Annotated in this window: 20 protein-coding genes and 1 pseudogene; all 21 read right to left on the minus strand. The window is 60.7% G+C overall.

Annotated features, from left to right (window positions below; translation table 11 throughout):
* Window positions 1-2 precede the first annotated feature (2 nt).
* Window positions 3-1,667, minus strand: a complete 1,665-nt coding sequence (locus HPY58_05160; GenBank protein NPV29044.1) for a spore germination protein — start codon at window positions 1,665-1,667, stop codon at window positions 3-5.
* A 30-nt stretch (window positions 1,668-1,697) separates the two neighbouring features.
* A complete protein-coding gene (locus HPY58_05165) occupies window positions 1,698-1,913 on the minus strand; it encodes a hypothetical protein (protein ID NPV29045.1) in 216 nt (71 codons plus the stop codon).
* A 33-nt stretch (window positions 1,914-1,946) separates the two neighbouring features.
* The gene (locus tag HPY58_05170) at window positions 1,947-3,119 is read right to left on the minus strand and encodes a Ger(x)C family spore germination protein (GenBank protein ID NPV29046.1); all 1,173 of its coding nucleotides are present in this window, start codon (window positions 3,117-3,119) and stop codon (window positions 1,947-1,949) included.
* A complete protein-coding gene (locus HPY58_05175) occupies window positions 3,116-4,201 on the minus strand; it encodes an endospore germination permease (protein NPV29047.1) in 1,086 nt (361 codons plus the stop codon). The genes HPY58_05170 and HPY58_05175 overlap by 4 nt, the downstream gene beginning before the upstream one ends.
* Entirely contained in the window at window positions 4,185-5,801 is a 1,617-nt protein-coding gene (locus HPY58_05180; protein ID NPV29048.1) for a spore germination protein, read from the minus strand. The genes HPY58_05175 and HPY58_05180 overlap by 17 nt, the downstream gene beginning before the upstream one ends.
* A 135-nt stretch (window positions 5,802-5,936) precedes the next feature.
* Complete coding sequence (locus HPY58_05185) at window positions 5,937-6,596, minus strand: HD domain-containing protein (GenBank protein ID NPV29049.1); 660 nt, start codon at window positions 6,594-6,596, stop codon at window positions 5,937-5,939.
* On the minus strand, window positions 6,589-7,875 hold the full coding sequence (gene purD, locus HPY58_05190; protein ID NPV29050.1) for a phosphoribosylamine--glycine ligase: 1,287 nt from the start codon (window positions 7,873-7,875) through the stop codon (window positions 6,589-6,591). Before purD ends, HPY58_05185 begins: the two co-directional genes overlap by 8 nt.
* Window positions 7,876-7,962: 87 nt before the next feature.
* The gene (gene purH / locus HPY58_05195) at window positions 7,963-9,561 is read right to left on the minus strand and encodes a bifunctional phosphoribosylaminoimidazolecarboxamide formyltransferase/IMP cyclohydrolase (protein NPV29051.1); all 1,599 of its coding nucleotides are present in this window, start codon (window positions 9,559-9,561) and stop codon (window positions 7,963-7,965) included.
* 16 nt (window positions 9,562-9,577) lie between these two features.
* Window positions 9,578-10,276, minus strand: coding sequence for a phosphoribosylglycinamide formyltransferase (locus HPY58_05200; protein ID NPV29052.1), 699 nt, complete (start codon window positions 10,274-10,276; stop codon window positions 9,578-9,580).
* Between the two features lie 61 nt (window positions 10,277-10,337).
* Window positions 10,338-11,393, minus strand: coding sequence for a phosphoribosylformylglycinamidine cyclo-ligase (locus HPY58_05205; protein NPV29053.1), 1,056 nt, complete (start codon window positions 11,391-11,393; stop codon window positions 10,338-10,340).
* 24 nt (window positions 11,394-11,417) lie between these two features.
* Window positions 11,418-12,848 carry an amidophosphoribosyltransferase gene (locus HPY58_05210; protein ID NPV29054.1) on the minus strand — a complete coding sequence of 477 codons (1,431 nt, stop codon included), beginning with the start codon at window positions 12,846-12,848 and terminating at the stop codon, window positions 11,418-11,420.
* The gene (purL, locus tag HPY58_05215) at window positions 12,815-14,995 is read right to left on the minus strand and encodes a phosphoribosylformylglycinamidine synthase subunit PurL (GenBank protein NPV29055.1); all 2,181 of its coding nucleotides are present in this window, start codon (window positions 14,993-14,995) and stop codon (window positions 12,815-12,817) included. The genes HPY58_05210 and purL overlap by 34 nt, the downstream gene beginning before the upstream one ends.
* Before the next feature lie 19 nt (window positions 14,996-15,014).
* On the minus strand, window positions 15,015-15,737 hold the full coding sequence (gene purQ / locus HPY58_05220) for a phosphoribosylformylglycinamidine synthase subunit PurQ (protein ID NPV29056.1): 723 nt from the start codon (window positions 15,735-15,737) through the stop codon (window positions 15,015-15,017).
* Entirely contained in the window at window positions 15,734-15,988 is a 255-nt protein-coding gene (gene purS, locus HPY58_05225; protein NPV29057.1) for a phosphoribosylformylglycinamidine synthase subunit PurS, read from the minus strand. The genes purQ and purS overlap by 4 nt, the downstream gene beginning before the upstream one ends.
* A gap of 786 nt (window positions 15,989-16,774) precedes the next feature.
* Window positions 16,775-18,061 (minus strand): annotated as a pseudogene (locus HPY58_05230) (adenylosuccinate lyase).
* Between the two features lie 21 nt (window positions 18,062-18,082).
* On the minus strand, window positions 18,083-18,538 hold the full coding sequence (purE, locus tag HPY58_05235; protein NPV29058.1) for a 5-(carboxyamino)imidazole ribonucleotide mutase: 456 nt from the start codon (window positions 18,536-18,538) through the stop codon (window positions 18,083-18,085).
* Window positions 18,539-18,632: 94 nt separating this feature from the next.
* Window positions 18,633-20,168 carry a glutamine-hydrolyzing GMP synthase gene (gene guaA, locus HPY58_05240; protein ID NPV29059.1) on the minus strand — a complete coding sequence of 512 codons (1,536 nt, stop codon included), beginning with the start codon at window positions 20,166-20,168 and terminating at the stop codon, window positions 18,633-18,635.
* Entirely contained in the window at window positions 20,147-20,716 is a 570-nt protein-coding gene (gene hpt / locus HPY58_05245) for a hypoxanthine phosphoribosyltransferase (protein NPV29060.1), read from the minus strand. Before hpt ends, guaA begins: the two co-directional genes overlap by 22 nt.
* A gap of 328 nt (window positions 20,717-21,044) precedes the next feature.
* A complete protein-coding gene (locus HPY58_05250) occupies window positions 21,045-22,259 on the minus strand; it encodes an FtsX-like permease family protein (GenBank protein ID NPV29061.1) in 1,215 nt (404 codons plus the stop codon).
* A complete protein-coding gene (locus HPY58_05255; protein NPV29062.1) occupies window positions 22,256-23,005 on the minus strand; it encodes an ABC transporter ATP-binding protein in 750 nt (249 codons plus the stop codon). Before HPY58_05255 ends, HPY58_05250 begins: the two co-directional genes overlap by 4 nt.
* Window positions 23,006-23,007: 2 nt before the next feature.
* Complete coding sequence (locus HPY58_05260) at window positions 23,008-24,519, minus strand: HlyD family efflux transporter periplasmic adaptor subunit (protein ID NPV29063.1); 1,512 nt, start codon at window positions 24,517-24,519, stop codon at window positions 23,008-23,010.
* Between the last annotated feature and the right edge of the window lie 26 nt (window positions 24,520-24,545).

Genomic DNA, 24,545 nt, shown 5'->3' on the forward strand with positions numbered 1-24,545 from the left:
TTTCATCCCCCTCCCCCGGCTCTCCCGCTTTCCCGGCGAGGACGGACCGGGGGCGGCTCCGGGCGCTGGCCTGAAGCCTGCCGCTCGTAATCCGGGGCGCGGAAGAGGCGCGGCCGGCGCTGGAAGGTCCACCAGGGGGTCCGGACAAAGACATCCCGCCACTCCCCGGGCACCGCCGGGGCAAGCGGGTAGAGATAGGGAACCCCAAAGGAGCGCAGAGATGCGAGGTGAAGAAGAAGGATCATGAAGCCCCAGAAAACCCCCACCAGCCCGAAAGCACCGGCAAGAAAAAGCATCGGATAACGCAGGACTCTGACGGCTATGGATGCAGAATAATTAGGAATGAGGAACGAGGCAATGGCAGTAAAAGCAACCACAATCACCATAAAAGGGCTCACGATTCCAGCTGCCACCGCAGCCTGCCCCAGCACAATCGCTCCTACGACCCCCACCGCTTGCCCTATCGGGCGGGGCATCCGGATTCCCGCTTCCCGCAAGAAGTCAAAAGCCGCCTCCATCATGAAGGCCTCTACTACCGCGGGAAAGGGCACCCCTTCCCTGCCGGCTGCCATGCTCAGGGCAAGGCTGGGAGGAATCATTTCCTGGTGAAAGGTCGTCAGGGCAACGTACAAAGAAGGAAGGGAAAGCGTAAGGAGGAAGGCCGCCCACCGGAGGAGCCTGATAAATCCCGGCCCTTCATAGTAGTCCTCCGGAGATTGAAGAAACTCGCTGAACACAACCGGAACGATAAGGGCAAAAGGAGTGCTGTCAACCAGGATCGCCACCCTTCCTTCCAAGAGTGCTCCGGCTACCTTGTCCGGCCTTTCAGTGCGGTCCAGTAAAACAAAGGGAGTTCTGTAGTTGTCTCTGATGAAATCCTCAATGTATCCTGATTCCAAAATACCGTCTGTATCAATGGACTGAATCCGCCGCCCCACTTCCTCTACAGTAGCGGGATTCGCCAGGCCCTCTATGTACATCACGCAGACATCGGTTTTCGTGAACCGCCCTACACTGTATGACCTGCTCTGAAGCCGGGGAGTTTTGATGCGGCGCCGCACCAGAGCAGTATTCGTGCGAAGGGTTTCGGTAAAACCCTCGCGGGAACCGCGGACGAAGGCCTCCGCTTCGGGCTCCTCGACACCCCGGTCCTTCCACCCCTTCGCGTCGACCAGGAGGGCTTTGCTGGCGCCCTCCACAAAAAGGGCAAGGTGCCCTACCAGCACCATATCCAAAACCTTTCCAACCCGATCGGCTTCCTTGATATCGGCCGAGGTAACCAGGTAGTTCCGGATGAGTTCAAAGGCGTTTCCCGGCAGGATCTTGCTCCGGTCCTCCCCCAGCGAGCGGAAAAAGAAGGGCTTAAGCACCGCTTCGCTTACCGCTCCTTTATCCACAAGACCGTCGATAAAAATTAAGACCACCCTGATTTCCTGCCGGGTTCCCAAGCAGAATTCCCGCGTCACGAGATCAGACGCTTCACCGAAAAGCTCCTTGAACCGCCTTACATTTGTCTCCAAATCGGAGGTTAGGGGTTCTGCTAAAATTTCCGGGCCCGGCCGGACTGCGGCCAGTTGCGCCTCCTGCCGGCGCATCTTCAGCGCCGCGGGCTTCAGGGGCTTTTTCAGCTTCCGGAACAAAATGTGCTCACCTCCTGCCTCTCCCATTAGCATGAACCGGACCCTTCGAATTTATGTTCAGCGGGGGTAAATCAGCCGGCTCAAGGGGCTGAAGATGTATTCCACCGCCCGCGTTGGGTTAGGGACGGGAATACCCAGGGCCAGGGCGAGAGCAAGGGCAATCCCGAACAAAAGGAAGCCGCTGAAGGCGGCAAGTTCCCGCCACTGTTTCTCACGCACCAGCTTCGGTGCTTCATAAAGGGCAATCCCTGCTCCCAGAAGCAGGATCAGCAAAACATACCAGAACACTTTCCATCCTCCTTAATGCTACATCAGAGGTTCAACAATCAACCCGGTGCGGCGGAGCCGGGCCTTAACGCGGACCTCTACTTCAATCCGGGGAAACCATTGATCCCAGTTCCTTTTTAAGGTTCTCCACTCCTTTGGGTACTTCCGATGAAAGGCCGCTCCAAAGCCCAGGCAATCGCTGTTTAAAGCCCTGGCGCGCCTTACCGCAGCCAGGATCTCCTGACGCGTGGCCTCGGCAAACCGCCTCTCCAGGGCGCGAAATTCCGTGGGTTCGTTCAACAGAGCAGGGTAATCCTGCTGGGCAAGGTCTCCTTCTTCATCAACCTCGACCAGAACCCGGAGGCGGTCATTTAAAACCAGCGGCGTGATTTTCGACCGCGCCCGGACTAAACGCAGAGAAACCTTTTTTTCGGGATGCTTGGGGCAGGGAACCACAACAGAACCCTCGCCCCGGACTACCCCCCGCAGGAAGAGAAGCCCCCTTGTCTCCCGCTCGTCGAAAAAGCCCACCAGCTTATCCTTTTTAAAGATTCCGGTGCCCCGCAGGGAAAAGGCGGCTCGGGGAGGAAGGCTCTTTTCCTGCTGGTTTGCAAGCTGGAGGAGGGGGAGAAAGGGCTCTTCGTCCTCTGCAGCAAAGGCATCAAGAAACTCGTAGATCCTGACCGGAAAACCTTTAGCCTGCCACCTGATCCCCCGGATCAACCCTTCGATCTGCTCACCGGGCATCCTCTCCAGCTCCCCCTCCTCCGGCTGGAGCAGCCGGCGGGCCTCTCCAGGAGCAACAAAGACCCATGTGTTGAGGCGAAGCTCAACAGAGCGGCTGTAGCGGTCCAGGACCGGGTAAAGGCCGCTCCGGGCCAGGTCTTCCCCAACCACGAGAACCCGGGCGTGAGAGTAGATGGGGTGGCGGGGAATGACCAGGCCCAGGTTTCTTACCGCTTCGAAGGGCGTGCTTCCCGAAACCGCGATCGTCCAGACCGGCTTCACCCGGGGCATCGCCCCCCCGGCTCCCCCTGGCACCGTGATCGCCTGGGGTCTTACAATCTGAACTGTAAGCCAGATCCGGTTCTCTTTCCGGTCCAACCCCATCGCCTGGACAATGGCAATTTCATTGGGTTCCTTCCGGCTCCAGCACCCCCCGGCCGAAAACAGGATCAGCAGGACTGCTGCAACCAACCCCCCCTTTCTCACCGGCGGTTCCCCCCCGGCAGCGGCATCAAGAAGAAAGCGAAGGGCAGCAAAAACTGCAGGGTCACGCTGTAAAAAAACCAGGTCCTGTTGAGAAACTCCGTCAGCTCCACGACATTTCTAGAAACGAGAATGCTTAACGCTCCCAAAATCAGGCCGAGAGGAAGGACCAGGGTGCGGTAATCCCGGAGACCAAGCAGTTCTGCGCTTCCCAGCACCAGGATGTAATGGAGGATACCGAGTTTAACGAGCGCTGCCGTCACCCAAACTGCAACGACAACTACTTCAATCCGGGAGACAATCTCCGCAAGCTCGACAATGCGAGCGAGGGAGAACGTAGGAAAGACCAGGCTTTTGGTCACCTCCGCCCCGAAGACTGCAAGCGGCCCTGCGATCACAAGCAGGAAAAAAATTGAGGTAATGACAACTGCCACCGAGAATGACCAGCCTGTTTCTTCAGGCCGGGCGACGAATGGTGCCAGAAAGAGAAGAACGGCCAGCTCGCTGTACCAGCCAAAAGAGGGGAGGCTTCCCTTGAGAAGGGGAAGCAGGCCGTTTTCCAGGACGGGAAAAAAGTGCCGGGACTCCATGTTTCCGACTGCTAAAATAAAAACCACAGCAACCGAAAAGAGGACAACAGGGAGCAAAATCTCCGCCAGCCTCCCCAGCACTTCGATTCCCTGCCGGACGGCATAAGAGGAAAGTGCCACCAGCACTACCCCGAAAACAACAAGCGGCGTCTCGGGCATAATCGCGATATTGAGAAAATCGCCGAACTCCCGCAAGACGATGGCGGCCAGGTGGGTGTAGAAGAGCAAAAGCAGGCAGGCCGGGAGCCGGCAAAGAAAGCCGCCCTGCCTCGCGCAGAAACCGGTGGCGGTGGCTCCCTGAAAACGCCTGACGAGCGCCAGGAGCAGGGCGCCCTGGGGCAGGCTGAATCCAGCGCTGACAAAGGGGACGAGCCAGGCGTCCCTCCCTGCTCCCTTTGCCACGAAACCGGGAAGGAAAAGAAAGACGGTTCCGAAAACCTGCAGGACGAGAAGAAATGCGAGCTGGCGGCCGGAAATTTTACCTCCTTCGAGCATTTCGCCTCCCCCTGCGCCCAGGCCGGAGAGGTTGTGGGGCAGGCCTCTGCCCCGGCGCCTGGCGCACCAGGTTCTCCTTCCCGACGAAAGCAGGCCGGTGATCAAGCGCCCAGTGAGGAGCGCGAAAGAAAACGTCTCTTAAGCCCCTGGTAACGCCGGGCGTCAGGGGAGCCAGATAGGGAATGCCAAAGGACCGGAGGGTTGTCAGATGGATGAGAATGCTCATTAGTCCCGCCATCAAACCGTAAAACCCCAGCATTCCCGAAAGAATCAAGACCGGAAAACGAAGGAGCCGGAAGGTAATCGCCATTGCGTAGCTGGGAATTACGAATGATGCAATCCCCGTCAGAGCAACAACGACAACCATCAGGGGAGAGACCAGACCGGCCGAGATCGCCGCCTGGCCCACCACCAGTCCCCCAACAATGGAAACCGCCTGGCCGACCGGGCGGGGGAGGCGGATGCCTGCTTCCCGGAGCGCCTCGAAAACGAATTCCATCAGCAGGGCCTCCGCGAGGGAGGGAAAGGGAACTCCTTCCCTTGTCACCAGCACGTTGAACAACATCCGGGCTGGAAGCATTTCGTGGTGAAAGGTGGTCACGGCTACATAGGCCGAAGGGAGGCTTAGCATTGCCAGCAAGGCCAGAAACCGTAAAATCCGGATCCCGGCGGCAATCGGGTAGCGCTCGTAGTAGTCTTCGGCGGCCTGGAGAAACTGCACCAGGAGGGCCGGAGCCAGGAGAGCCACCGGGCTCCCGTCGGCAAAGACGGCGACCCTCCCCTCCAGAAGGTCCGCAGCCACCCGGTCCGGCCTTTCGCTGTAGGAGACCTGGGCAAAAGGAGACCAGGGGCAGTCTTCGATAAACTCTTCAATTACCCCCGTGTCGATAACCCCGTCCACATCGATGCGGCTCACGCGGGTGCGCACCTCGGCGACGATCTGGTCCATAGCAACTCCCTCTATATAAACCAGGGCTACCCTCGTCTGGGTGTAGCGACCCAGCAGAAAGGTCTCCTCCCGCAGGGCAGGGGTTCTCAGCCGGCGCCTGATCAGGGACAGGTTGACGCTCAGGTCCTCGATAAAGGACTCGCGCGGCCCCCGCACCACCCCCTCGGCAACCGGCTCGCTGATGCCCCGCTTCTCCCACCCTGCAACGGAACAGATCAGCGCTTCCCCGGCTCCTTCCAGGAAAAGGGCGGCGCACCCCCGCGTGATGTGGAGCAGCACCACCCGGGCATCCCGCTCCCGCCTGATCTCTTCAACAGCAAGGACCCGTTCCTCCAGAAACTGCAGGAGGTCCCGGGGCTGCCAGGGCTGCCGGGAAACTCCGAAAAAGATGGGCTTAAGCACCTGCTCGTTGACAATCTGGCAGTTCGTGATGCTCTTCAGGTAAAGGAGCGCCCCTTTTACCCCCCGACCGCCGCCCAACCGGAACTCCCGGCTGGTGAGATCTTCAGTTCCCCCAAGACACTCCTTGAAATAAGTTAAATTTTCCTGGAGAGAAGGGGAAAGGGGCTGAAAAGCTCTTTGGGGCCCCCTGTCCCGGGACGCGGCGCGGGGCCTCCTGAGCAGCCGCCGCAAGGGTGGCAACATGTGCATTCTTCACTCCCGCCGCTTTCATTTCCCTTCCTCCTATTTTTCAACCAGCCTCCCCAATTTATACCCGGAACGGCACGGTGCTCCCCCAAAATAAAAAAATCCCCATAACAGAGGATTTTTAAAAAAAGGGGGGGCTTAGAGGAGGCGGGCGCCGTTGATGACCAGCCCGAAGCGGCACTTCAGAAAATTGGCCGCCCTCCGGCAGAGGAGCATCTTGGTCAAAAAGATCTCGAAGTAATCCATCACCGAGCAGATGCCGGTGTCAATCTCCAGGTGCATCACGATCTCCCGCCGGTCGGGATTGACCTCCAGAAAGGACCTCACCGCAGCGTAGTTGACCCGGTCCCTGGTGGTAAAGGAGGCGGCTTCCTCCTTCCGGACCCGGGAGCGGTGGACGTTGGATTTATCGGCAAGGATCACGGCTGCCGCGATGTTGCTCACCGGCGAGCCGGAGCGTTCTTCGTGGTTGCCGATGGCGGCGATCACCGCCGCCACCTCCTCGGGCGGCATCCCCAGCCGGGTCAAAAGATGGAAGGCAAGCAGCGCTCCCGTGCGCCCGTGTTCGTACCTGTTCACAATGTTCCCGATGTCGTGCAGGTACCCGGCAATCGCCGCAAGCTCCGCCTCCCGCCGGGGGTAGCCCAGCACCGTCAGGATGTGATAGCTCAGGCGCGCCACGTGCCGGGCGTGCTCCTGATCGTGGGTAATCGCCCCCATCGTGCCCAGGTACTCGTGGACCTTCTCCATAATGCTCTGGAGCTCCCGATGGCGCTCAAGATCCTCGAGCTTAAGCATGCCCTGCACTCCCTTCTCTGGAGAGGGCGCGGTGGGCAATATCCCGCCGGTAGTGCATCCCTTCAAAGGAGATTTTTTCAACCCCCTCGTAGGTCCGGGCCACCGCCTCTCGAATCGTCTTCCCAAAACCGGTGACTCCGAGCACCCTGCCGCCTGCAGTAACAAGCCGTCCGTTGATTTTTGCCGTTCCGGCATGGAAAACAAGGAGGTCCAGGGGGACCTTGTCGAGTCCGGAGATTACCTTCCCTGTCTCGTAAGCACCCGGGTAGCCGCCGGAGGCGAGCACCACGCAGACGCAGGGGCGCTCGTCCCACTCCAGCTCCACTTCCGCCAGCCGCCCCTCCAGGACGGCGAGCATCACCTCCACCAGGTCGGTGCGGAGGCGGGGGATAACCACCTGGGCCTCGGGGTCCCCAAAGCGGCAGTTGAACTCCAGTACAAAGGGCCCCTTTCTGGTGATCATCAGCCCGGCGTAGATCACGCCCTGATACTCCCGTCCTTCCTGAGCAAGCCCCCGGATCAGCGGCTGCAGGATCTCGGCGCAGACCCGGGCGTGGATTTCAGGTGTGTAAACAGGAGGCGGAGAATAGGCTCCCATCCCGCCGGTATTGGGGCCCCGGTCCCCGTCGAATACCCGCTTGTGGTCCTGGGAAGCCACCATCGGGAGGACGGTCCTGCCGTCGGTAAAGGCAAGCACGCTGACCTCCTCCCCCTCCAGGCGCTCTTCGATAACTACAGCTTCCCCGGCCTTTCCAAAAACCTTTTCCTCCATGATGAGGCGCACGGCATCCTCGGCCTCGGTCTGATTTCGCGCCACAATTACTCCCTTTCCCCCGGCCAGCCCGTCCGCCTTCACCACGCAGGGGCCCGCCAGCTCCCGGACGTGGGCTAAAGCCGCCCTCGCGTCTTCAAAAGTTCGAAAATCCGCCGTTGGAATTCCGTACCTCGCCATCACCTGCTTGGCAAAGACCTTGCTTCCTTCGATCAGGGCGGCCTCCGCCCGGGGCCCGAAAAGCCTGAGCCCGGCAGCATCGAAACGGTCCCTGATTCCCGCCACAAGGGGGGCCTCAGGGCCCACCACCGCAAGGTCGATTTTCTCCCGGCGGGCAAAGTTCACCAAACCGTCAAGATCCTCAGCCTTGATGGGAACACACTCAGCATCCCGGGCAATCCCGCCGTTCCCGGGAGCGCAGTAAATCTTTGCAACGCGGGGGCTCTGCCTGAGCTTCCAGACCAGGGTGTGCTCGCGCCCTCCCCCGCCCACCACCAGCACTTTCATCCCCTTACCTGTCATGCCCCACCAATCCTTAATCTTTTCTTTAATTTTCTTCCGTACACTCTCCCGATCCCTGAAAACCTTCCGTCTTCAGTGTTTGAAGTGGCGCCGGCCGGTAAAGACCATCGCCATTCCTGCCTTATCTGCAGCAGCAATCACCTCATCATCCCGGACGGAGCCCCCCGGCTGGATGATCGCCGCTACCCCTGCCTTTGCCGCAGCTTCCACGGTATCGGGGAAGGGAATAAACCCATCCGAAGCCAGCACCGCGCCCCTCGCCTTCGGTCCTGCTTTTTCAAGGGCAATGCGGGCCGCCTCCACCCGGCTCACCTGCCCCCCTCCGATCCCTACCGTTTCTCTTTCCCGGGCCACGACAATCCCGTTGGAAAAGACGTGCCTGACAACGATCCAGGCGAAGAAGAGGCCCTGCCACTCTTCTTGCGTGGGTTCCCGTTTTGTTGGAACCCGGCTTTGCTGCATCAACTCTTCAAAATTATTTTCCACCGCGTCGGGCTCCTGAAGCAGGAAGCCTCCGCTTACCCGCTTCACGTCCAGCTCCCCGCGCAGATCGGCAAACTCACCCGAACACAGGACGCGCAAATTTTGCCTCTTCCTCAAAACCGTGAGGGCCTCCTCGCTGTACGCCGGAGCAATCACGGCCTCGAAAAAGGTCTCCGTCAGCGCTTCGGCCGTCTCCCTGTTGACGGTCTGGTTCAGGCCCACCACTCCCCCGTAGGCAGCCACCGGGTCCGCCTCCCGCGCCCTGCGCAGGGCATCCACCAGATTCGGGGCGCAGGCAACCCCGGAGGGCGTATTGTGCTTGATCACGACCGCAGCGGGAACCTCAAACTCCGAAACAATCCGGAGGGCAGCATCAAGATCGAGAATGTTGTTGAAGGAAAGCTCTTTGCCGTGAAACTGGCGGGCGCCCGCAACCCCGTAGGACCTGACGGTTTCTTCCCGGTAAAAGGCCGCCTCCTGGTGGGGGTTTTCTCCGTAGCGGAGGTCCCCCAGCTTGATCAGAGGGAGCATCAGCCGGGCCGGAAACTTTCGGCCCCCCCGGTTTTCCGTGAGCCTGAGAGCTTCAATACTATCCTTCGCCTCGATTCCGTAAAGATAATTGGAAATCGCCGCATCGTAAACCGCAGTGTGCCAGAACGCCTCCTGCGCCAGCTTGAGGCGGGTCGCCAGGCTGACTCCTCCTTTCTCGCGCAGTTCCCTGATTACCTGGGAGTAACGGGTGGGATTGACAACCACCGCCACCCTGAAGAAATTTTTGGCAGCGGCCCGAACGAGGGCCGGCCCCCCGATATCGATCTGTTCCAGCGCCTCGGCCAGGGCCACTCCGCTCCGGGCGACGGTTTCCCGGAAGGGATAGAGGTTTACAACTACGAGATCGATAGGGAGAATCCCCATCTGCTCCAGCTGCGCCCGGTCTTCGGGAAGGTCGCGGGCCAGGATTCCGGCGTGGATCCGCGGGTGGAGGGTTTTCACCCTCCCGCCTAAAATCTCCGGAAAACCGGTCAGGTCTTCAACCCGCTCCACCTCCACTCCTGCCTCCGCCAGCGCCCTGGCCGTTCCGCCGGTGGAAATGATGTGGTAGCCCAGCTCCTTTAAATGCCGGGCGAATTCTTCAATGCCTTCCTTGTCGGAAACGCTGATTAAGGCTCTTTTCGCCTCTTCTTGCAGTCCGGTGCAGCACCTGCTACCCAACGGGGGGAGCCTCCTTTCGCCAGTCTTTTATTTCTTTCCATTCCTCCACGCAATCCCTGGGGCGCCGGGGATGGCGCCCCTCCCAGTTGATGAATACCCGCCGCCCCTCGATCCGGAGCCGGCCCTCCGCAAGGAGCTGAAGGGCTGCCGGGTAGGTGCGGTGCTCCTTCGCCAGGATGCGGGCCGCCAGGGTTTCCGGCGTATCATCCTGGTAAACAGGCACCACCGCCTGGAGGATAATGGGTCCCGTATCCACTCCTTCATCAACAAAATGCACCGTACACCCGCTGAAGCGCACCCCGTGTTCCAGAGCCCGGCGCTGGGCATCCAGGCCCGGAAAGGCGGGCAAAAGAGCAGGGTGAATGTTCAGCACGCGCCCGGGAAAGGCCCTCAGGAAAACCGGGGTCAGAACCCGCATAAATCCCGCAAGAGCAACAGCATCCGGCTGAAAGCGCCGCACCTCCCGGACAAGGGCCTCATCGAAGGCCTCCCGGCTGGAAAAAAGGGCGGGATCCACAGAGATCGCCGGAATCCCTCTTTCCCGCGCCCGCCGGAAGGCGGGGGGGTTGAGGCGGTCGCTGAAAACTCCAACCACCTCCGCCTCCAGACCGCCGCTTTCAATTGCGTCTAAAATCGCCTGCAGATTCGTGCCGCGCCCGGAAACCAGGACGGCAACCCGAAGCTTTTTCATCTTTGTCCTCATTCCTTTACGTTGAAAACGGGTTAAGAGGTTCTGCCTCCAATGCTCACAGTTAAGCCAAGGCAACGCCGGAGCCGGGGCGCACTTCCCCGAGGAAGAAAACCGCTTCACCCATCTCCTGGAGGGCGCGGGCCACCGCCCCTGCTTCCCCCGCCTGGACGTACAAAACAAACCCGATTCCCATGTTAAAAACACGGTACATCTCTCCGGTAGAAACCCCTCCCCTGGCCTGGATGAGTTCGAAAATGGGAGGAACCTGCCAGCTTCCCCGCCGGATCACCACACCCAGGCCCCCGGGGAGCACGCGGGGAAGGTTTTCGAGCATTCCCCCTCCCGTAATGTGGGCGGCCCCCCTCAAAACTCCTGGTGGAAACTTTTCCTTTAGAGCAAGCACCGTTTTCACATAGATCCTGGTGGGAATCAGGAGCTCCTCTCCGACGGTGCGGCCCAGCTCCGGAAGGAAGGTATCGATCTGGTACCCGGCCTCTTCAAAGAGGACGCGGCGCGCCAGGGAATAACCGTTGCTGTGCAGCCCGGCCGAGGCAATTCCGAGAACTGCATCACCTGCCTGGATTCTTCCGCCGTCCCAGATCTGATCCCGCTCGACAACGCCAACCGCAAATCCGGCCAGGTCGTACTCCCCTGCCCGGTAAAACCCGGGCATTTCGGCGGTCTCCCCCCCGATCAGGGCGCAGCCCGCCTCCCGGCAGCCGGCGGCAATTCCTGCCACTATTTCTGCCACCTGTTCGGGAATGAGCCTGCCGCACGCAAGGTAATCCAGAAAGAAGAGGGGTTCGGCGCCGCAGACCAGAATGTCGTTGACGCACATCGCCACCAGGTCGATTCCCACCGTATCGTGCTTCCCCATCATCTGGGCAACCCGGAGTTTTGTGCCCACTCCATCGGTGCCGGAGACCAGGACCGGCTCGCGAAAGCGGGCAAGATCCAGCGCAAAAAGGCCGGCGAACCCCCCGATCCCGCTCAGCACCCCGGGCCTCCTTGTTGTTTCCGCATATCTTTTGATCAGCTCCACAGCCCGGTTCCCGGCGTCGATGTCCACCCCGGCGGCCTTGTAAAAAGATTTTTTCTCAGGCTCTTTTTCTCTCATCAGCCTCACCTGAATTTATCTTTTTCATGCGGAGGGAACCTCGATCGGGTAGCTTCCGTTGAAGCAGGCAACGCAGAAGTTTTCCGGGGCGAGGGGTGCCGCCGCCGCGAAAAGCCCCTCCAGGCTCAGGTAGTTGAGGCTGTCGGCCCCGATGAACTTCCGGATTTCGGCCAGGTCGTGCCGGGCGGCAATTAGCTCTCCCCGCCTGGAGGTGTCGATCCCGTAATAGCAGGGATACAGGACCGGCGGCGAACTCACCAGCATGTGGACCTCCCGCGCCCCCGCCTCCCGGATCATCTGGACGATCTTGCTGGAGGTGGTTCCCCGTACAATGGAGTCGTCGATCATGATCACCCTTTTGCCGGCAAGGACATCCCGGACGGGATTGAGCTTCAACCTCACGCCCAGGTCGCGCATCTCCTGGGTGGGGCGGATAAAAGTGCGCCCCACATAGCGGTTTTTGATCAGCCCCTCGCAGAAGGGGATCTGTGTTGCAGCAGAGTAAGCCAGCGCCGCACTCGTTCCCGAATCCGGAACAGGAACCACCAGATCTGCGTCGATCCGGTGCTCCCGCGCCAGTTCCCGGCCCAGGGCGGACCGGGCCTGGCCGACGCTAAGACCGTCAATCACGCTATCAGGCCGGGCAAAGTAGACGAACTCAAAGATGCAGAGGGCGCGCCGGGAGGGTTTGAGGAGGCGCAGGGATGTGATGCCGTTCCGGTCGATGACCACAACCTCTCCCGGCTCCAGATCCCTGATGAACTCCGCTCCAATCGTGTCCAATGCACAAGACTCAGAGGCGAGAGCATATCCCCCATCCAGCCGGCCCAGGCAGAGGGGGCGCACCCCGTAAGGATCCCGGATCCCGTAGAGCCGGTTCTCCGTCATCACCACCAGGGAGTAGGCCCCTTGAATCTCCGCCATCGTCTTTAAAATTGCCTCGGCCAGATTGTTCTTGCAGGTGCGGGCAAGAATGCTGACAATCAACTCGCTGTCGGTTGTTGATTGAAAAACCGCTCCCGCTTCGGCCAGCTTTTTCCGGAGCGCGGTATAGTTGGTTAAATTTCCGTTGTGGCCCAGGGCGAGCATCCCCTCCTGGTAGTGAAAAACAAGGGGCTGGGCATTTTCAATGGTGCTCCCTCCGGTAGTGGAGTACCGGACATGGCCGATGGCGAGGGGCCCGCGCATCTTCTCAAGGAGGGCCTCCGTGAAGACCTCGCTCACCAGGCCCATGCCCCGGCGGCAGTTGATCCTTTTCCCGTCGCTTACGGCGATCCCTGCGCTTTCCTGGCCCCGGTGCTGGAGGGCATACAGGCCGTAGTAAGTGAGGCGCGCCGCATCAAGTCCCGGGGCATAGATGCCGAAAATCCCGCATGCCTCACGGGGTTTATCCCCCTCGAGCACCTGGCCGCAATCTCTGATTATTCCATCATGCCGGCAATGCTCCCCCGCCATCTTTTCTCCATCTCCTCAACTGCCAGATTCACCAGAACCTGTTTTGCTCCTGAATCCTGAATGACAAGACGGCCGCCTCCCACCTCGCCCAGCACATGGCAGGGAACCCCCGCATCCCGAGCAGCTTTCTCCACCGCAGGAAGGTTGCGCGGGGTGCAGGTAACGATCACGCGGGACTGGGCCTCCCCGAAAAGGCAGGCATCCGCCCGTCCCTGGAGAAAAATTTCCGCCCGCGCTCCGGTTCCCCCGGCCATGCAGCACTCGGCCAGGGCAACGGCAAGGCCCCCCTCGGCGCAGTCGTGGGCCGACTTCACCAGCCCCTCACGCACAAGAATGCGGCAGCAATCCTGAACCGCCTTCTCCCGGGCAAGGTCAATTTCCGGCACGGGGCCTGCCTCCTGCTCGTGAATCACGGCAAGATACTCGCTTGCCCCAAGGTGCGGCGCAGGCTCCCCGAGCAGAACGATGAGATCACCGGGGTCCCGAAAGGCAAGGGTGCAGCATTTTTCCACATCGGGCAGGAGGCCCACCATACCCACCACCGGAGTCGGATAAACCGCCTCCCCCTCGGTCTCGTTGTAAAAACTCACGTTCCCGCTCACCACCGGTATCCCCAGGGCGCGGCAGGCCTCGCTCATCCCTCTGACAACCTCCTGGAACTGCCAGAAAATTTCCGGCTTCTCGGGATTCCCGAAATTCAGGCAGTCCGTAACTCCCAGCGGCTCCGCCCCGGTGCAGGACAGATTCCGGGCCGCCTCTGCCACCGCAATCATTCCGCCCCGGTAGGGATCAAGGTAGCAATAGCGGGAATTCCCATCGGTTGTCAGAGCAATCCCCTTTTTCGTCCCCTTGATCCGGAGGACGGCGGCATCTGCCCCCGGCCTCACAACGGTGTTGATCATCACCATGTGGTCGTACTGGCGGTAAACCCATTCCTTGCTGGCCAGGGTCGGACTCTCCAAAAGCCGGCCCAGCACCCGGTTGAAATCACCGGGCACCGGCAGGGACTCCACCGGCCAGCTGCGGCGCGTCTCGTAGTACTCAGGAACGCGGGGGGTCCGGTGGTAGACCGGGGCCTGCTCTGTAAGAGCGCGTACAGGCACCTCGGCAACGATCTCGCCCCCATCCCGGACCCGGAAAATTCCGTCATCCGTAACCCGCCCGATGACGGCCGCATCCAGGCCCCACTTCCTGAAGATCTCCCGGACAGCCTCTTCTTTTCCCCGCTCCGGAATCAAGAGCATCCGCTCCTGGGATTCCGAAAGCATCACCTCGTAGGGGGTCATCCCCTTTTCCCGCCGGGGGACGAGGGAAACGTCGATCTCCACTCCCGTCCCGGCCCGCCCTGCGGTCTCGGCACAGGCGCTCGTCAACCCGGCCGCGCCCAGGTCCTGGATTCCCACCAGATAACCCCCCCGGATTACCTCCAGGCAGGCCTCGATGAGGAGTTTTTCCATAAAGGGGTCCCCGACCTGAACCGCCGGCCGCCGCTGTTCGCTCTCTTCGCTCAGCTCCACCGAGGCAAAGGTTGCCCCGTGGATTCCGTCCCGGCCCGTTCTCGCCCCCACCAGCATGACCGGGTTTCCGACCCCGGCGGCCTTCCCCCTTTTGATCTGATCGTGTTCGACAAGGCCGACGCACATGGCGTTGACCAGCGGGTTCGCGGTATAACACGGATGAAAGTAAACCTCGCCGCCAACCGTTGGGATCCCCAGGCAGTTCCCGTACCCGGCGATTCCGGCAACAACCCCGCCGAACAGGTAGCGCACCCTGGGGTTGTCGAGGCTTCCGAAGCGCAAAGAATTCAAGAGGGCGATGGGACGCGCCCCCATCGCGAAGACGTCCCGGACGATCCCCCCCACCCCCGTAGCCGCGCCCTGGTAGGGCTCAATGGCCGAGGGGTGGTTGTGGCTCTCGATTTTGAAAACAACGGCCTGGCCGTCCCCGATGTCCACGATCCCGGCGTTCTCACCGGGGCCCTGCAAAACGCGGGGGCCCGTCGTGGGAAAGAGCTTGAGCACCGGCCGGGAGTTTTTATAGGCGCAGTGTTCGGACCAGAGGACGGCGAACATCCCCGTCTCAAGGTAATTGGGCTCCCGCCCCAGCAGTTCGCAGATCCGCTCGTACTCCTCCCGGGACAATCCCATTTCCGCCCAGACCGGGTTTTCAGCCACAGGCGACCACCCCTCTTTCCCGCTCCAGCCCCCACCAGGCCAGGACCGAGAGGAAAAGCCGGCGTCCGTCGGCGTACCCGAGAATTTCTTCTGAACAGCGCTCCGGGTGGGGCATCAAACCCAGCACGTTCCGCCCCCGGTTGCAGATTCCCGCGATGTTGCCCAGGGAGCCGTTGGGATTTGCCTGGGGGGCGATTTCCCCCGCCGGGGTGCAGTAGCGGAAGACGACCTGCCCCTCCCGCTCCAGCGCCGCGGCGGTTTCGGGGTCTGCGTAGTAGTTCCCCTCCCCGTGGGCAATGGGCATCCTGATCACTTCCCCCGGACGGTACCGGTTGGTGAATGGAGTTTCCGCGTTCTCCACCCGCAGGTAAGCATCCTGGCAGCGGAACTGAAGAGAGTCGTTGCGCCGCATGGCGCCGGGGAGCAAACCGGCCTCCAGCAGGATCTGAAAACCGTTGCAGATTCCCAGAACCAGGCCTCCCCGCTCTGCAAAATCCGCCACCGCCTCCATCACCGGGGAAAACCGGGCGATCGCTCCGGTCCGCAGGTAGTCGCCGTAGGAGAAGCCGCCGGGCAAAATGATGCAGTCGAAGCCGCTCAGGCTTTTCTCTTGATGCCAGATATAGGAAACAGGGTGGCCGAGAACCTGGTCGATTACATGGTAGCAGTCCATGTCGCAGTTGGAGCCCGGAAAGACAACCACCCCAAACTTCATTGAGGAACCTCCTCCAGTTCAAAGGTATAATCTTCGATGACGGGGTTGGCAAGGAGCCGGGCGCACATCTCCTGCACTTCTTTTTCCGCCCGGGCGCGGTCGGAGTGGGCGAGGGAAAGGACAAGGTACTTCCCCACTCTGACCTCGTCAACATTTCTGTAGCCCAGGCTCACCAGCGCCCCCTTCACCGCATTCCCCTGGGGGTCGAGAATTCCCCTTTTTAGCGTAACATAGATCCGGGCCTGAAACAATTACACTTCCCCTCCTTGCAGCCTTTTCCAGACTTCTTCGTAGGCAGGAATGAGGCCCCCCAGATCGCGCCGGAAGCGGTCCTTGTCCAGCCTTTCCCGCGTCTCTGCATCCCAAAAACGGCAGGTGTCAGGGGAGATCTCGTCTGCCAGAATCAGCCTCCCTTTGTGAAATCCGAATTCCAGCTTGAAGTCCACCAGTTCCAGATTCTTTGTCCTCAGGTATGTCCTCAGCACCTCGTTGCAGCGAAGGGCAACCTCTCTCAAAACCTTTAGCTGCTCCGGAGTTGCCAGGCCCAGCGCCAGGATCTGGTCTTCGGTCACCAGGGGATCATGGAGCTCGTCGCTCTTATAGCAGAAATCCACCACCGGGGAAAGGAGATCCTTTCCTTCAGGAAGCCCGAGCCTTTTCGCCATGCTCCCCGCCGCGATATTCCGTACAATCACCTCGAGGGGAAGGATCTTCACCCCTCTGACCAGCATTTCCTGCGGGCCCAGCAGCTTCACAAAGTGGGTGGAAATCCCCGCAGCCTCCAGGAGGGCAAAGAGGTGGGCGGAAATCAGGGCATTCAGCCTCCCCTTGCCGGGAACCACATCCTTCTTCAGGCCGTCAAAGGCCGTTGCCTCGTCTTTATACTCCATCCAGAAGAGTTCGGGATCCGAGGTCCGGTAGAGCCTTTTTGCCTTCCCTTCGTAGAGAAAATCCCCTTTTGCCGGATCCCCCTCCTCGCGGGCAGGGACGGCACGCCTCCTTGCGGCCTCTTCCCACCCGCGGACGGGGGGAGCACCCAACCCCGCCCGCCAGAAAATGTAATCCACTTTTTGCAGATAAGGCCGGCAGTCGAAAAGCCCCTGGATCTCCTCCTCCGTAAGATGAAGCCTGATATCCGGGTCTCCTTTGACGAGCTCCAGAAAGTCCCCTTCCGGCCAGGCCCGGAGCGCCTGCCGCTGGACCAGGGCGTAGGCATCCTCCCTGCGGAGGCCCTTCTCCACCAGGGCGAGCAGGAGGCGCTGGCTGAAGATGAGGCCCCGCGTCCGGTTGAGGTTCCTCTCCATCTGCTCCGGGTAAACCTGCAGCCCCCGGATGACTTCCGTGAACTTCACAATCATGTAGTGGAGGAGGGTGGTGCTGTCCGGAATGATGATCCGCTCCACCGAGGAGTGGGTGATGTCCCGCTCATGCCAGAGGGAGATATTTTCCAGGGCGGCAAGGGCATTGCCGCGCACGACGCGGGCGAGGCCGCTGATCCGCTCACAGGTGATGGGATTGCGCTTGTGCGGCATCGCCGAGGAGCCCTTCTGCCCGGCCGCAAAGCCCTCTTCCAGCTCCAGGACCTCGGTCCGCTGGAGGTGCCTGACCTCGGTGGCAAACTTCTCCAATGAGCTTGCGGTAACCGCAAGGGCTGCCAGGTATTCGGCGTGGCGGTCGCGCTGGAGCACCTGGGTGGAAACCTGCGCCGGAGCGAGCCCCGTTTTCCGGCAGACGTATTCCTCAACAAAGGGATCGAGGTGGGCGTAGGTCCCCACCGCCCCCGAAAGGCGGCCGACGCTGATCACCTCCCGCGCCCGCTCCAGGCGCGCCCGCGCCCGGTTCATTTCCACATACCAGAGGGCAAACTTCAGCCCCAGCGTGATGGGCTCGGCATGGACCCCGTGGGTGCGCCCGATCATGGCCGTATCCCGGTAGGCCTGCGCCTTCGCAGCAAGGGCCTCCTGAAGTTCATCCAGGGCCTTCAAAATAATGTCAAGGGCGTCCCGCATCAGGAGAGACAAAGCCGTATCCACAATATCGTAGGAGGTGAGGCCGAGGTGCAGGTACTTCCCCGCCTCTCCAACAGACTCCGCAACGCAGCTGACAAAGGCGATTACATCGTGCTTCGTGACCTCCTCGATCTCGGCGATCCGCCGCAGGTCGAAACGGGCGCGCGCCCTGATCTCCTCGACAGCTGCGGCGGGAATCCGGCCCAGCTCGGCCCAGGCCTCGCAGGCAAGGATCTCCAGTTCGAGCCACTTCTGAAAGCGGTTCTCCGGAGCCCAGAGGGCTTTCATTTCCGGTAAAGTATAGCGCTCCAGCAAGCTCTGCAACCTCCTTACAGGCTAACGGTCGTTGCACAGGAGTTTCTCCTGGAGTTTTTCGGATCTGGCGGCTACCTCCCGGGCCAGCCCCGCCTTGTAAGCCCGGAACCTTTCCCGCAGGCCGGGATCCTTTAACCCCAGCATCTGAACGGCAAGGAGGGCGGCGTTGCGCGCTCCGTTGATGGCAACAGCAGCCACCGGAACCCCGGGAGGCATCTGAACGACGGAATAGAGGGCATCTACTCCGCCAAGGGCGCCGCCCTGCAGGGGAACACCGATCACGGGAAGGGGAGTGTAGGCGGCAAGCACCCCGGGCAGGTGGGCGGCCATTCCCGCACCTGCGATCAGTACTTCAATCCCCCGCCCCTCGGCGTCCCGCGCGTATCCTGCGGCCCGCTCCGGGCTCCGGTGGGCCGAGGCAACCGTCACCTCATAGGGAACTCCAAATTCATCCAGGACCCGGGCTGCTTCCTTCATTGCTTCAAAGTCGGAGTCGCTTCCCAGAACGATCCCAACCCGCGGCCTTTTTTCCGCAGACACCTCTTGACCGACCTTCCTTCCTGCCCAGAATTTACTCCCATTCGATGGTTGCGGGAGGTTTGGAGGTGATGTCGTAAAGAACCCTGTTGACGCCCGGCACCTCGTTCACGATCCGGCTAGAGATCCGGGCCAGCACCTCAAAGGGGAGGCGCGCCCAGTCGGCGGTCATGGCATCCTCGCTGGTGACCGCCCGGACCACAACGGGATGGGCGTAGGTCCGCTCGTCCCCCATCACCCCGACACTCCTGACGGGAAGGAGCACTGCAAAGAACTGCCAGATCTCCCGATCCAGGCCGGCGCGCCTGATCTCCTCCGTCACAATCCAGTCGGCCTCCCGCACCACCTCCAGCTTCTCGCGGGTGACTTCACCCAGGACGCGCACCGCAAGGCCGGGGCCCGGAAAAGGCTGGCGCCAGATGATTGCTTCCGGCAGGCCGAGCTCCAGGCCGACCCTCCTCACCTCATCCTTGAAGAGCCAGCGCAGCGGCTCAAGGAGCTGCAGTTTAAGGTCGGCGGGAATCCCCCCCACATTGTGGTGGGTTTTAATCACCGCCGCAGTCTGGGTCCCGGACTCAATCACATCGGGGTAAAGGGTGCCCTGCAGGAGAAAACCCACCTCGCCCAGCCGGGCAGCCTCCTCTTCAAAGACCCGGATGAACTCGCGGCCGATAATCCTGCGCTTTTCTTCGGGGTCCGTGACACCCTGCAGCTTTTCCAGAAACCTCGCCCCGGCATCCACCACAACGGTCCGGATCCCCAGGCCGTGAAAAGTTTTTGCGAGGTCCTCCTTTTCCCCTTTGCGGAGCAGGCCGTGGTCGACAAAAATGCAGGTAAGCCGGTCCCCGACGGCGCGGTGGACGAGAGTGGCGGCAACGGTGGAATCTACTCCGCCGCTCAAGGCTCCGACCACCCTGGCGCTCCCGACGGTCCGCCTGATCTCCTCCACCTGCTCGGCCACAAAGGAGGCCGGGGTCCAGTCTCCCCGGCAGCCGCAGATCTCGTAGAGGAAGTGAGCCAGGATCTCCTTCCCCTGGGGCGTGTGGTGGACCTCGGGGTGGAACTGCACCCCGTAAAGTTTCCGTGCCGGGTCAAACATTGCCGCCACCGGGCTCTGGGAGGTGGCCGCGGCAACCAGGAAACCGGGCGGGGGGGCCTCGACGCGATCCCCGTGGCTCATCCAGACCGGAATTTCCCGCGGCAGGCCCCGGAAAAGAGCGTCTTCCCGGATCACGGTGAGCCGGGCGGGGCCGTACTCCCGCTTCTCCCCCCGCTTCACCTTTCCTCCCAGGAGGTGCGCCATCAACTGCATCCCGTAGCAGATTCCCAGAACAGGCACTTCCCCGGCGAGGAGTGCGGGGTCGCAGCGCGGTGCTCCGGGTGCATAAACACTTGCAGGCCCCCCTGAAAAAACGAGCCCGCGGGGGGTGCGCTCCCGGAGTTCCGCCCATGTCGCGGTGTACGGGACGATTTCGCAGTAAACCTTCAACTCCCGGATGCGGCGCGCAATCAGCTGGGTGTACTGGCCCCCGAAGTCGACAACAAAGACTAAATCCCGTTTTTCTGGCACTTCGAGGGCCCCCTTTCTCCCTCTTTTTCCTCCGGCCGGCAAATATAAATCCCCGGCAGGTTGCGGTAGCGCTGGCCGCAGTCCAGCCCGTAGCCGACCACAAAGTAGTCGGGAATCGTAAAACCGTTGTAATCGGGCTGAATATCCACCCTGCGGCGGTCGGGCTTGTCCAGCAGCGTGCAGACACGGAGGCTGGCGGGGCCGCGCGCCCGCAGGCAGTCGCACAGGTAATTAAGAGTGAGACCGGTGTCAATGATGTCTTCCACAAGCAGGACGTGCCGCCCGGCGACACTTTCATCCAGGTCCTTCAAAATCCTGACCACACCTGAACTCTGCGTGGCGTTCCCGTAGCTGGCAACGGCAATGAAATCAACGGTCACCGGAACTTCAAGCTGGCGCACCAGATCGGCCATAAAGATAAAAGCACCCCGCAGGATGCCGATCACCAGAAGTTCCCTTCCCGCATAATCCCTGTTGATCTGCGCGGCCAGCTCCCGGACCCTTGCCTGCACCCGCTCTTCCGGCAGCAAACACTCGAGTTTCTCCACAAACCTTCCCCCATCGCTTTCTTAATACATACACATTATACCACAGGAAACGACAATCTCCTACAGCTGCGTACAGCAATTACCGAACGGACACGATTAGCCGGGTCAAATTGAACGAAGAGGTAATTGGGCTGACTTCCAAAGAGTTCGGCCTTTTGCTTTCTTTTTTTTAATCGCAGGATTTCCCTGACGTTTCTCGCGGTTCCCTCCTGTTAGCCATGACTTGCAAAACACCCGTTCGTTTTCTCATTCAAAATCTGTTGCGCAATATAAAACCCCAGGACAGATGCCTCAAAAGTCCCGGGGCTTGTCAGCGCTCTCCGTTTTTTTACTCAAAACGTAAACATTCGATAGGGTCGGCATTGGCGGCCTTCCGGGCCGGATAATATCCAAAGAAAATTCCCACCAGTGTAGCAAAACCGATGGCCAGGAAAATGGATCCCGGCGCAACCACCGTAGGCCAGCCGGCTAGCCGGGAAACAACCTTGCTCCCGATAACCCCTGCAACAATGCCTATCAGGCCGCCGACCAGGCTTAAGACCAGGGCTTCGATTAAAAACTGGCCCAGGATGGCCCTGCCGGTAGCTCCAACTGCCATCCGGATGCCGATTTCCTTGGTGCGTTCGGTTACCGAAACCAGCATGATGTTCATGATGCCAATGCCCCCCACCAGCAGGGAGACAGCCGCCACGCTGGCCAGCATAATGGTCATGATCTTGGTTGTATCAGCAACTGTTTCCATGACCGCCGTCATATTCTGAACAGTGAAGTCATCCTCCTGCTGGCTGCTAAGGCGGTGCCTCTGTCTCAAAAGGAGAGTTATTTCATCCTGGACCGTCGCCAGGCTCATCTCGTCCTGGACCTGGACATTAATCAGGCGGACGGTTCTATCACCTGTAAAACGCATCTGGGCGGTCGTAATGGGAATATACACCGTATCATCCTGATCAATGCCGCCCATGCCACTGCCCTGGGAGGCCAGGACGCCAATGACTGTAAACTCAAGGTTATTCAGGCGAACAGCAGCCCCGATGGGATTTGCTCCAGGAGGAAAAAGGTTGGCTGCAACGGTCTGCCCGAGGACGGCCACCAGGGCCGCCCGGGCGACATCTTCGTTGGAGAAAAAGGCGCCCGATTCTACCCGCAAACTCCTGATTGCCTGGAAAGGGGCCGTTGTTCCAACAGCGGTTGTCGTCCAGGTTTTGCTGCCTGCCGCGGCGGTAACACCCTGGCTTGTTTCGGGTGCTACGTATTGCACGAGGGGCAGGCCGGCAATGGCCTGGGCATCATCGATGGTAAGGCTGTTGACGGCCCCGCCGGCACCGCGGACGGGGCCAAATCCTGCCCCTGGCCTGACAACCAGCAAGTTGGACCCCATGCTGGCAATGCGCGCCGTAACCTGCCTCGTGGCCCCTTCGCCGACAGCAATCATGACAATCACAGCCGCCACGCCGATGATAATTCCCAGCATAGTCAACAACGAACGCATTTTATTGGCAACAAGGCCCCGCCAGGCTATTGCCAGAGCTGATCGAAAGTTCATAAGCGGCCCTCCTCTTGAGACACGGCTGCCGGTTCTTTTTCCGGCTGCTGCGGCTCTTCAATCACCCTGTCTTCGATGACTATGCCGTCGCGCAGGCGCACCAGCCGCCGGCAGTAGTCGGCGATGTCGGGCTCATGAGTGACGATAACAATCGTCAATCCCCGCTCCCGGTTTAGATGCTGCAGCAAGGTCATAATCTCCCTGCTCGTCCGGGTGTCCAGGGCCCCGGTCGGCTCATCGGCCAGGATGGTGTCCGGCTCGTTGATCAGTGCGCGGGCAATGGCCACCCGCTGCTGCTCGCCGCCGGAAAGCTGGGTGGGCAGATGCATCTCCCTCCCCTGCAGCCCTACCTGTTGTAAAGCATTCCAGGCCCTGGTCTTCATTTCCTTGCCGGAAACCCCGGCGTATACCAAGGGCAAAGAGACATTTTCCCATGCCGTTGCATTGCTTAAAAGGTTGAAGCTCTGGAACACGAAGCCGAACCGGCGATTCCGGATGCAGGCAAGGCTGTCCCGGTCCAGCCTGGTTACATCCTGCCCGTTCAACAGGTAGCGGCCGCTTGTGGGGCGGTCGAGGCACCCCAGGATGTGCATCAGGGTGGATTTGCCCGATCCTGAGGGCCCCATAATCGCCGCCATTTCCCCTTTTTGAACGACCAAATCGACGCCCCTTAAAGCGTCCACCCGGGTGTTGCCGGTTGTATAGACTTTCGTCACTTTCTCAACAAGCATGAGAGGAGCGCTCATGACTATCTCATCCACCTCATTGGGGTTCCCGTACGCTGCGGCATTGGCACCGGCGCCGGCATCGGGGAAGAAGACGTGCTGCTGCTTGCTGCTGATTTACCAGGGGTGCTGGCGCCGATAATCACCTCCTCACCTACCTTCAGCCCGCTCTTAACCTCAATGTTGCTCTCGTCGCTCAGGCCGGTGACAATACGCCTGACCACCGGCCGCCCCTCTTCCATGACCAGGACTGCAGCCCGGCTGCCATCATTTGCCGCCTGTCCCGGCTCGCCTTTCCTGCCTTCACCCGGTGTCAGCATTCCTGTTCCCGTCTGGCGGCCGCCCGCTGTTCTCGCCCCATCAGCACTGCCACCGCCCGGCGTTTTGCCACCAGTTGCATTGCCTGCACTTGCTGCCCGGTAACTGGCTGCAAAGCTCACCGCCGCCCGGGGCACGGTAATCACATTGTCCTTTTGAGCAACAATAATATTGACGCTTGCAGACATGCCGGCTTTAAGGAGGCCGCCGGGGTCAGCCAGGGAGACAACGACGTCGTATAGCTGGACGTTGGATACCGTTGTCGCCTCCGGAGAAATCCAGGCCACCTCGCCATTAAAGGTCCTCTCCGGAAAAGCGTTGACGGTAAAGGTTGCCTTCTGGCCAACCTTGACCTGGCTGATATCCGCCTCATTAACCTGAGCCCGCAACTGGAGGCCGGTTGTGATCAGAGTGATGAGACCGGTGCTGCTGTCGGAACTTTCGCTGCCCCCGCCGCTCGTGCGCTGGCCGGTTTCGCCCCTCACGGCAGCGATGACCCCATCGAAGGGTGCCCGCAGCCGGGCAGAATCAAGATCGTTTTGGGCCAGCATGAGCTGCGCCCGCGCCGCATCCACCTGGGCCTGGGCAGCGGCTATATCTTCGGGGCGATTTCCGCTTTTTAGTGCTTCGAGGGCGGCTTGAGCCTGGCGCAATTTGGCGGCAGCCGTGTCGCGGTTGGCAAGGGAATTATCCAGATCGGCCTGGGCAAGGGCCCCTACCTCGAAAAGAGCCTGATCGCGCTTTAAGGCCTCTTCGGCGCTCTTGTAGGCAACCTGGGCCTGGGCTACATTGGCTTCTGCCTGGGCAATCTCGGTCTCCAGGGGCCCTGCCTCCAGAAGACGCAGTTTCGCCTCGGCTGCCTTCAAATTGGCTCTTGCCTGAACCACCTGGGCCTCCAGGTCGGACGTGTCAAGGCATGCCAGGAGCTGCCCTTCCTTAACCCGGTCGCCTGGTTTGACGTATATCTCTTTGATGACACCGCCGGTTTTGAAATTCAGGCCAACGCTTTTCACCGCCTCGATCGTTCCTGTTGCCTTGACGGCGTTGACGATGCTGCCTTGCCTGACAGGCATGGTGATATAGTTTACCTGACCCTGGCGCCCCCGCCACCACCAGTACCCGGCACCGACAACCAGTACAGCCAAACAGCCGAGCAATAAATATAACCCTTTACGCCTCTGTTGAGGTTTTAAAAAAGCCGCCGCTTCGGTCGTCATGGCCGCCCTCCCTGAATTTTCCTTGA

It is taken from the genome of Bacillota bacterium, assembly GCA_013177945.1.
Taxonomy (GTDB): Bacteria; Bacillota; DSM-12270; order Thermacetogeniales; family Thermacetogeniaceae; genus Ch130.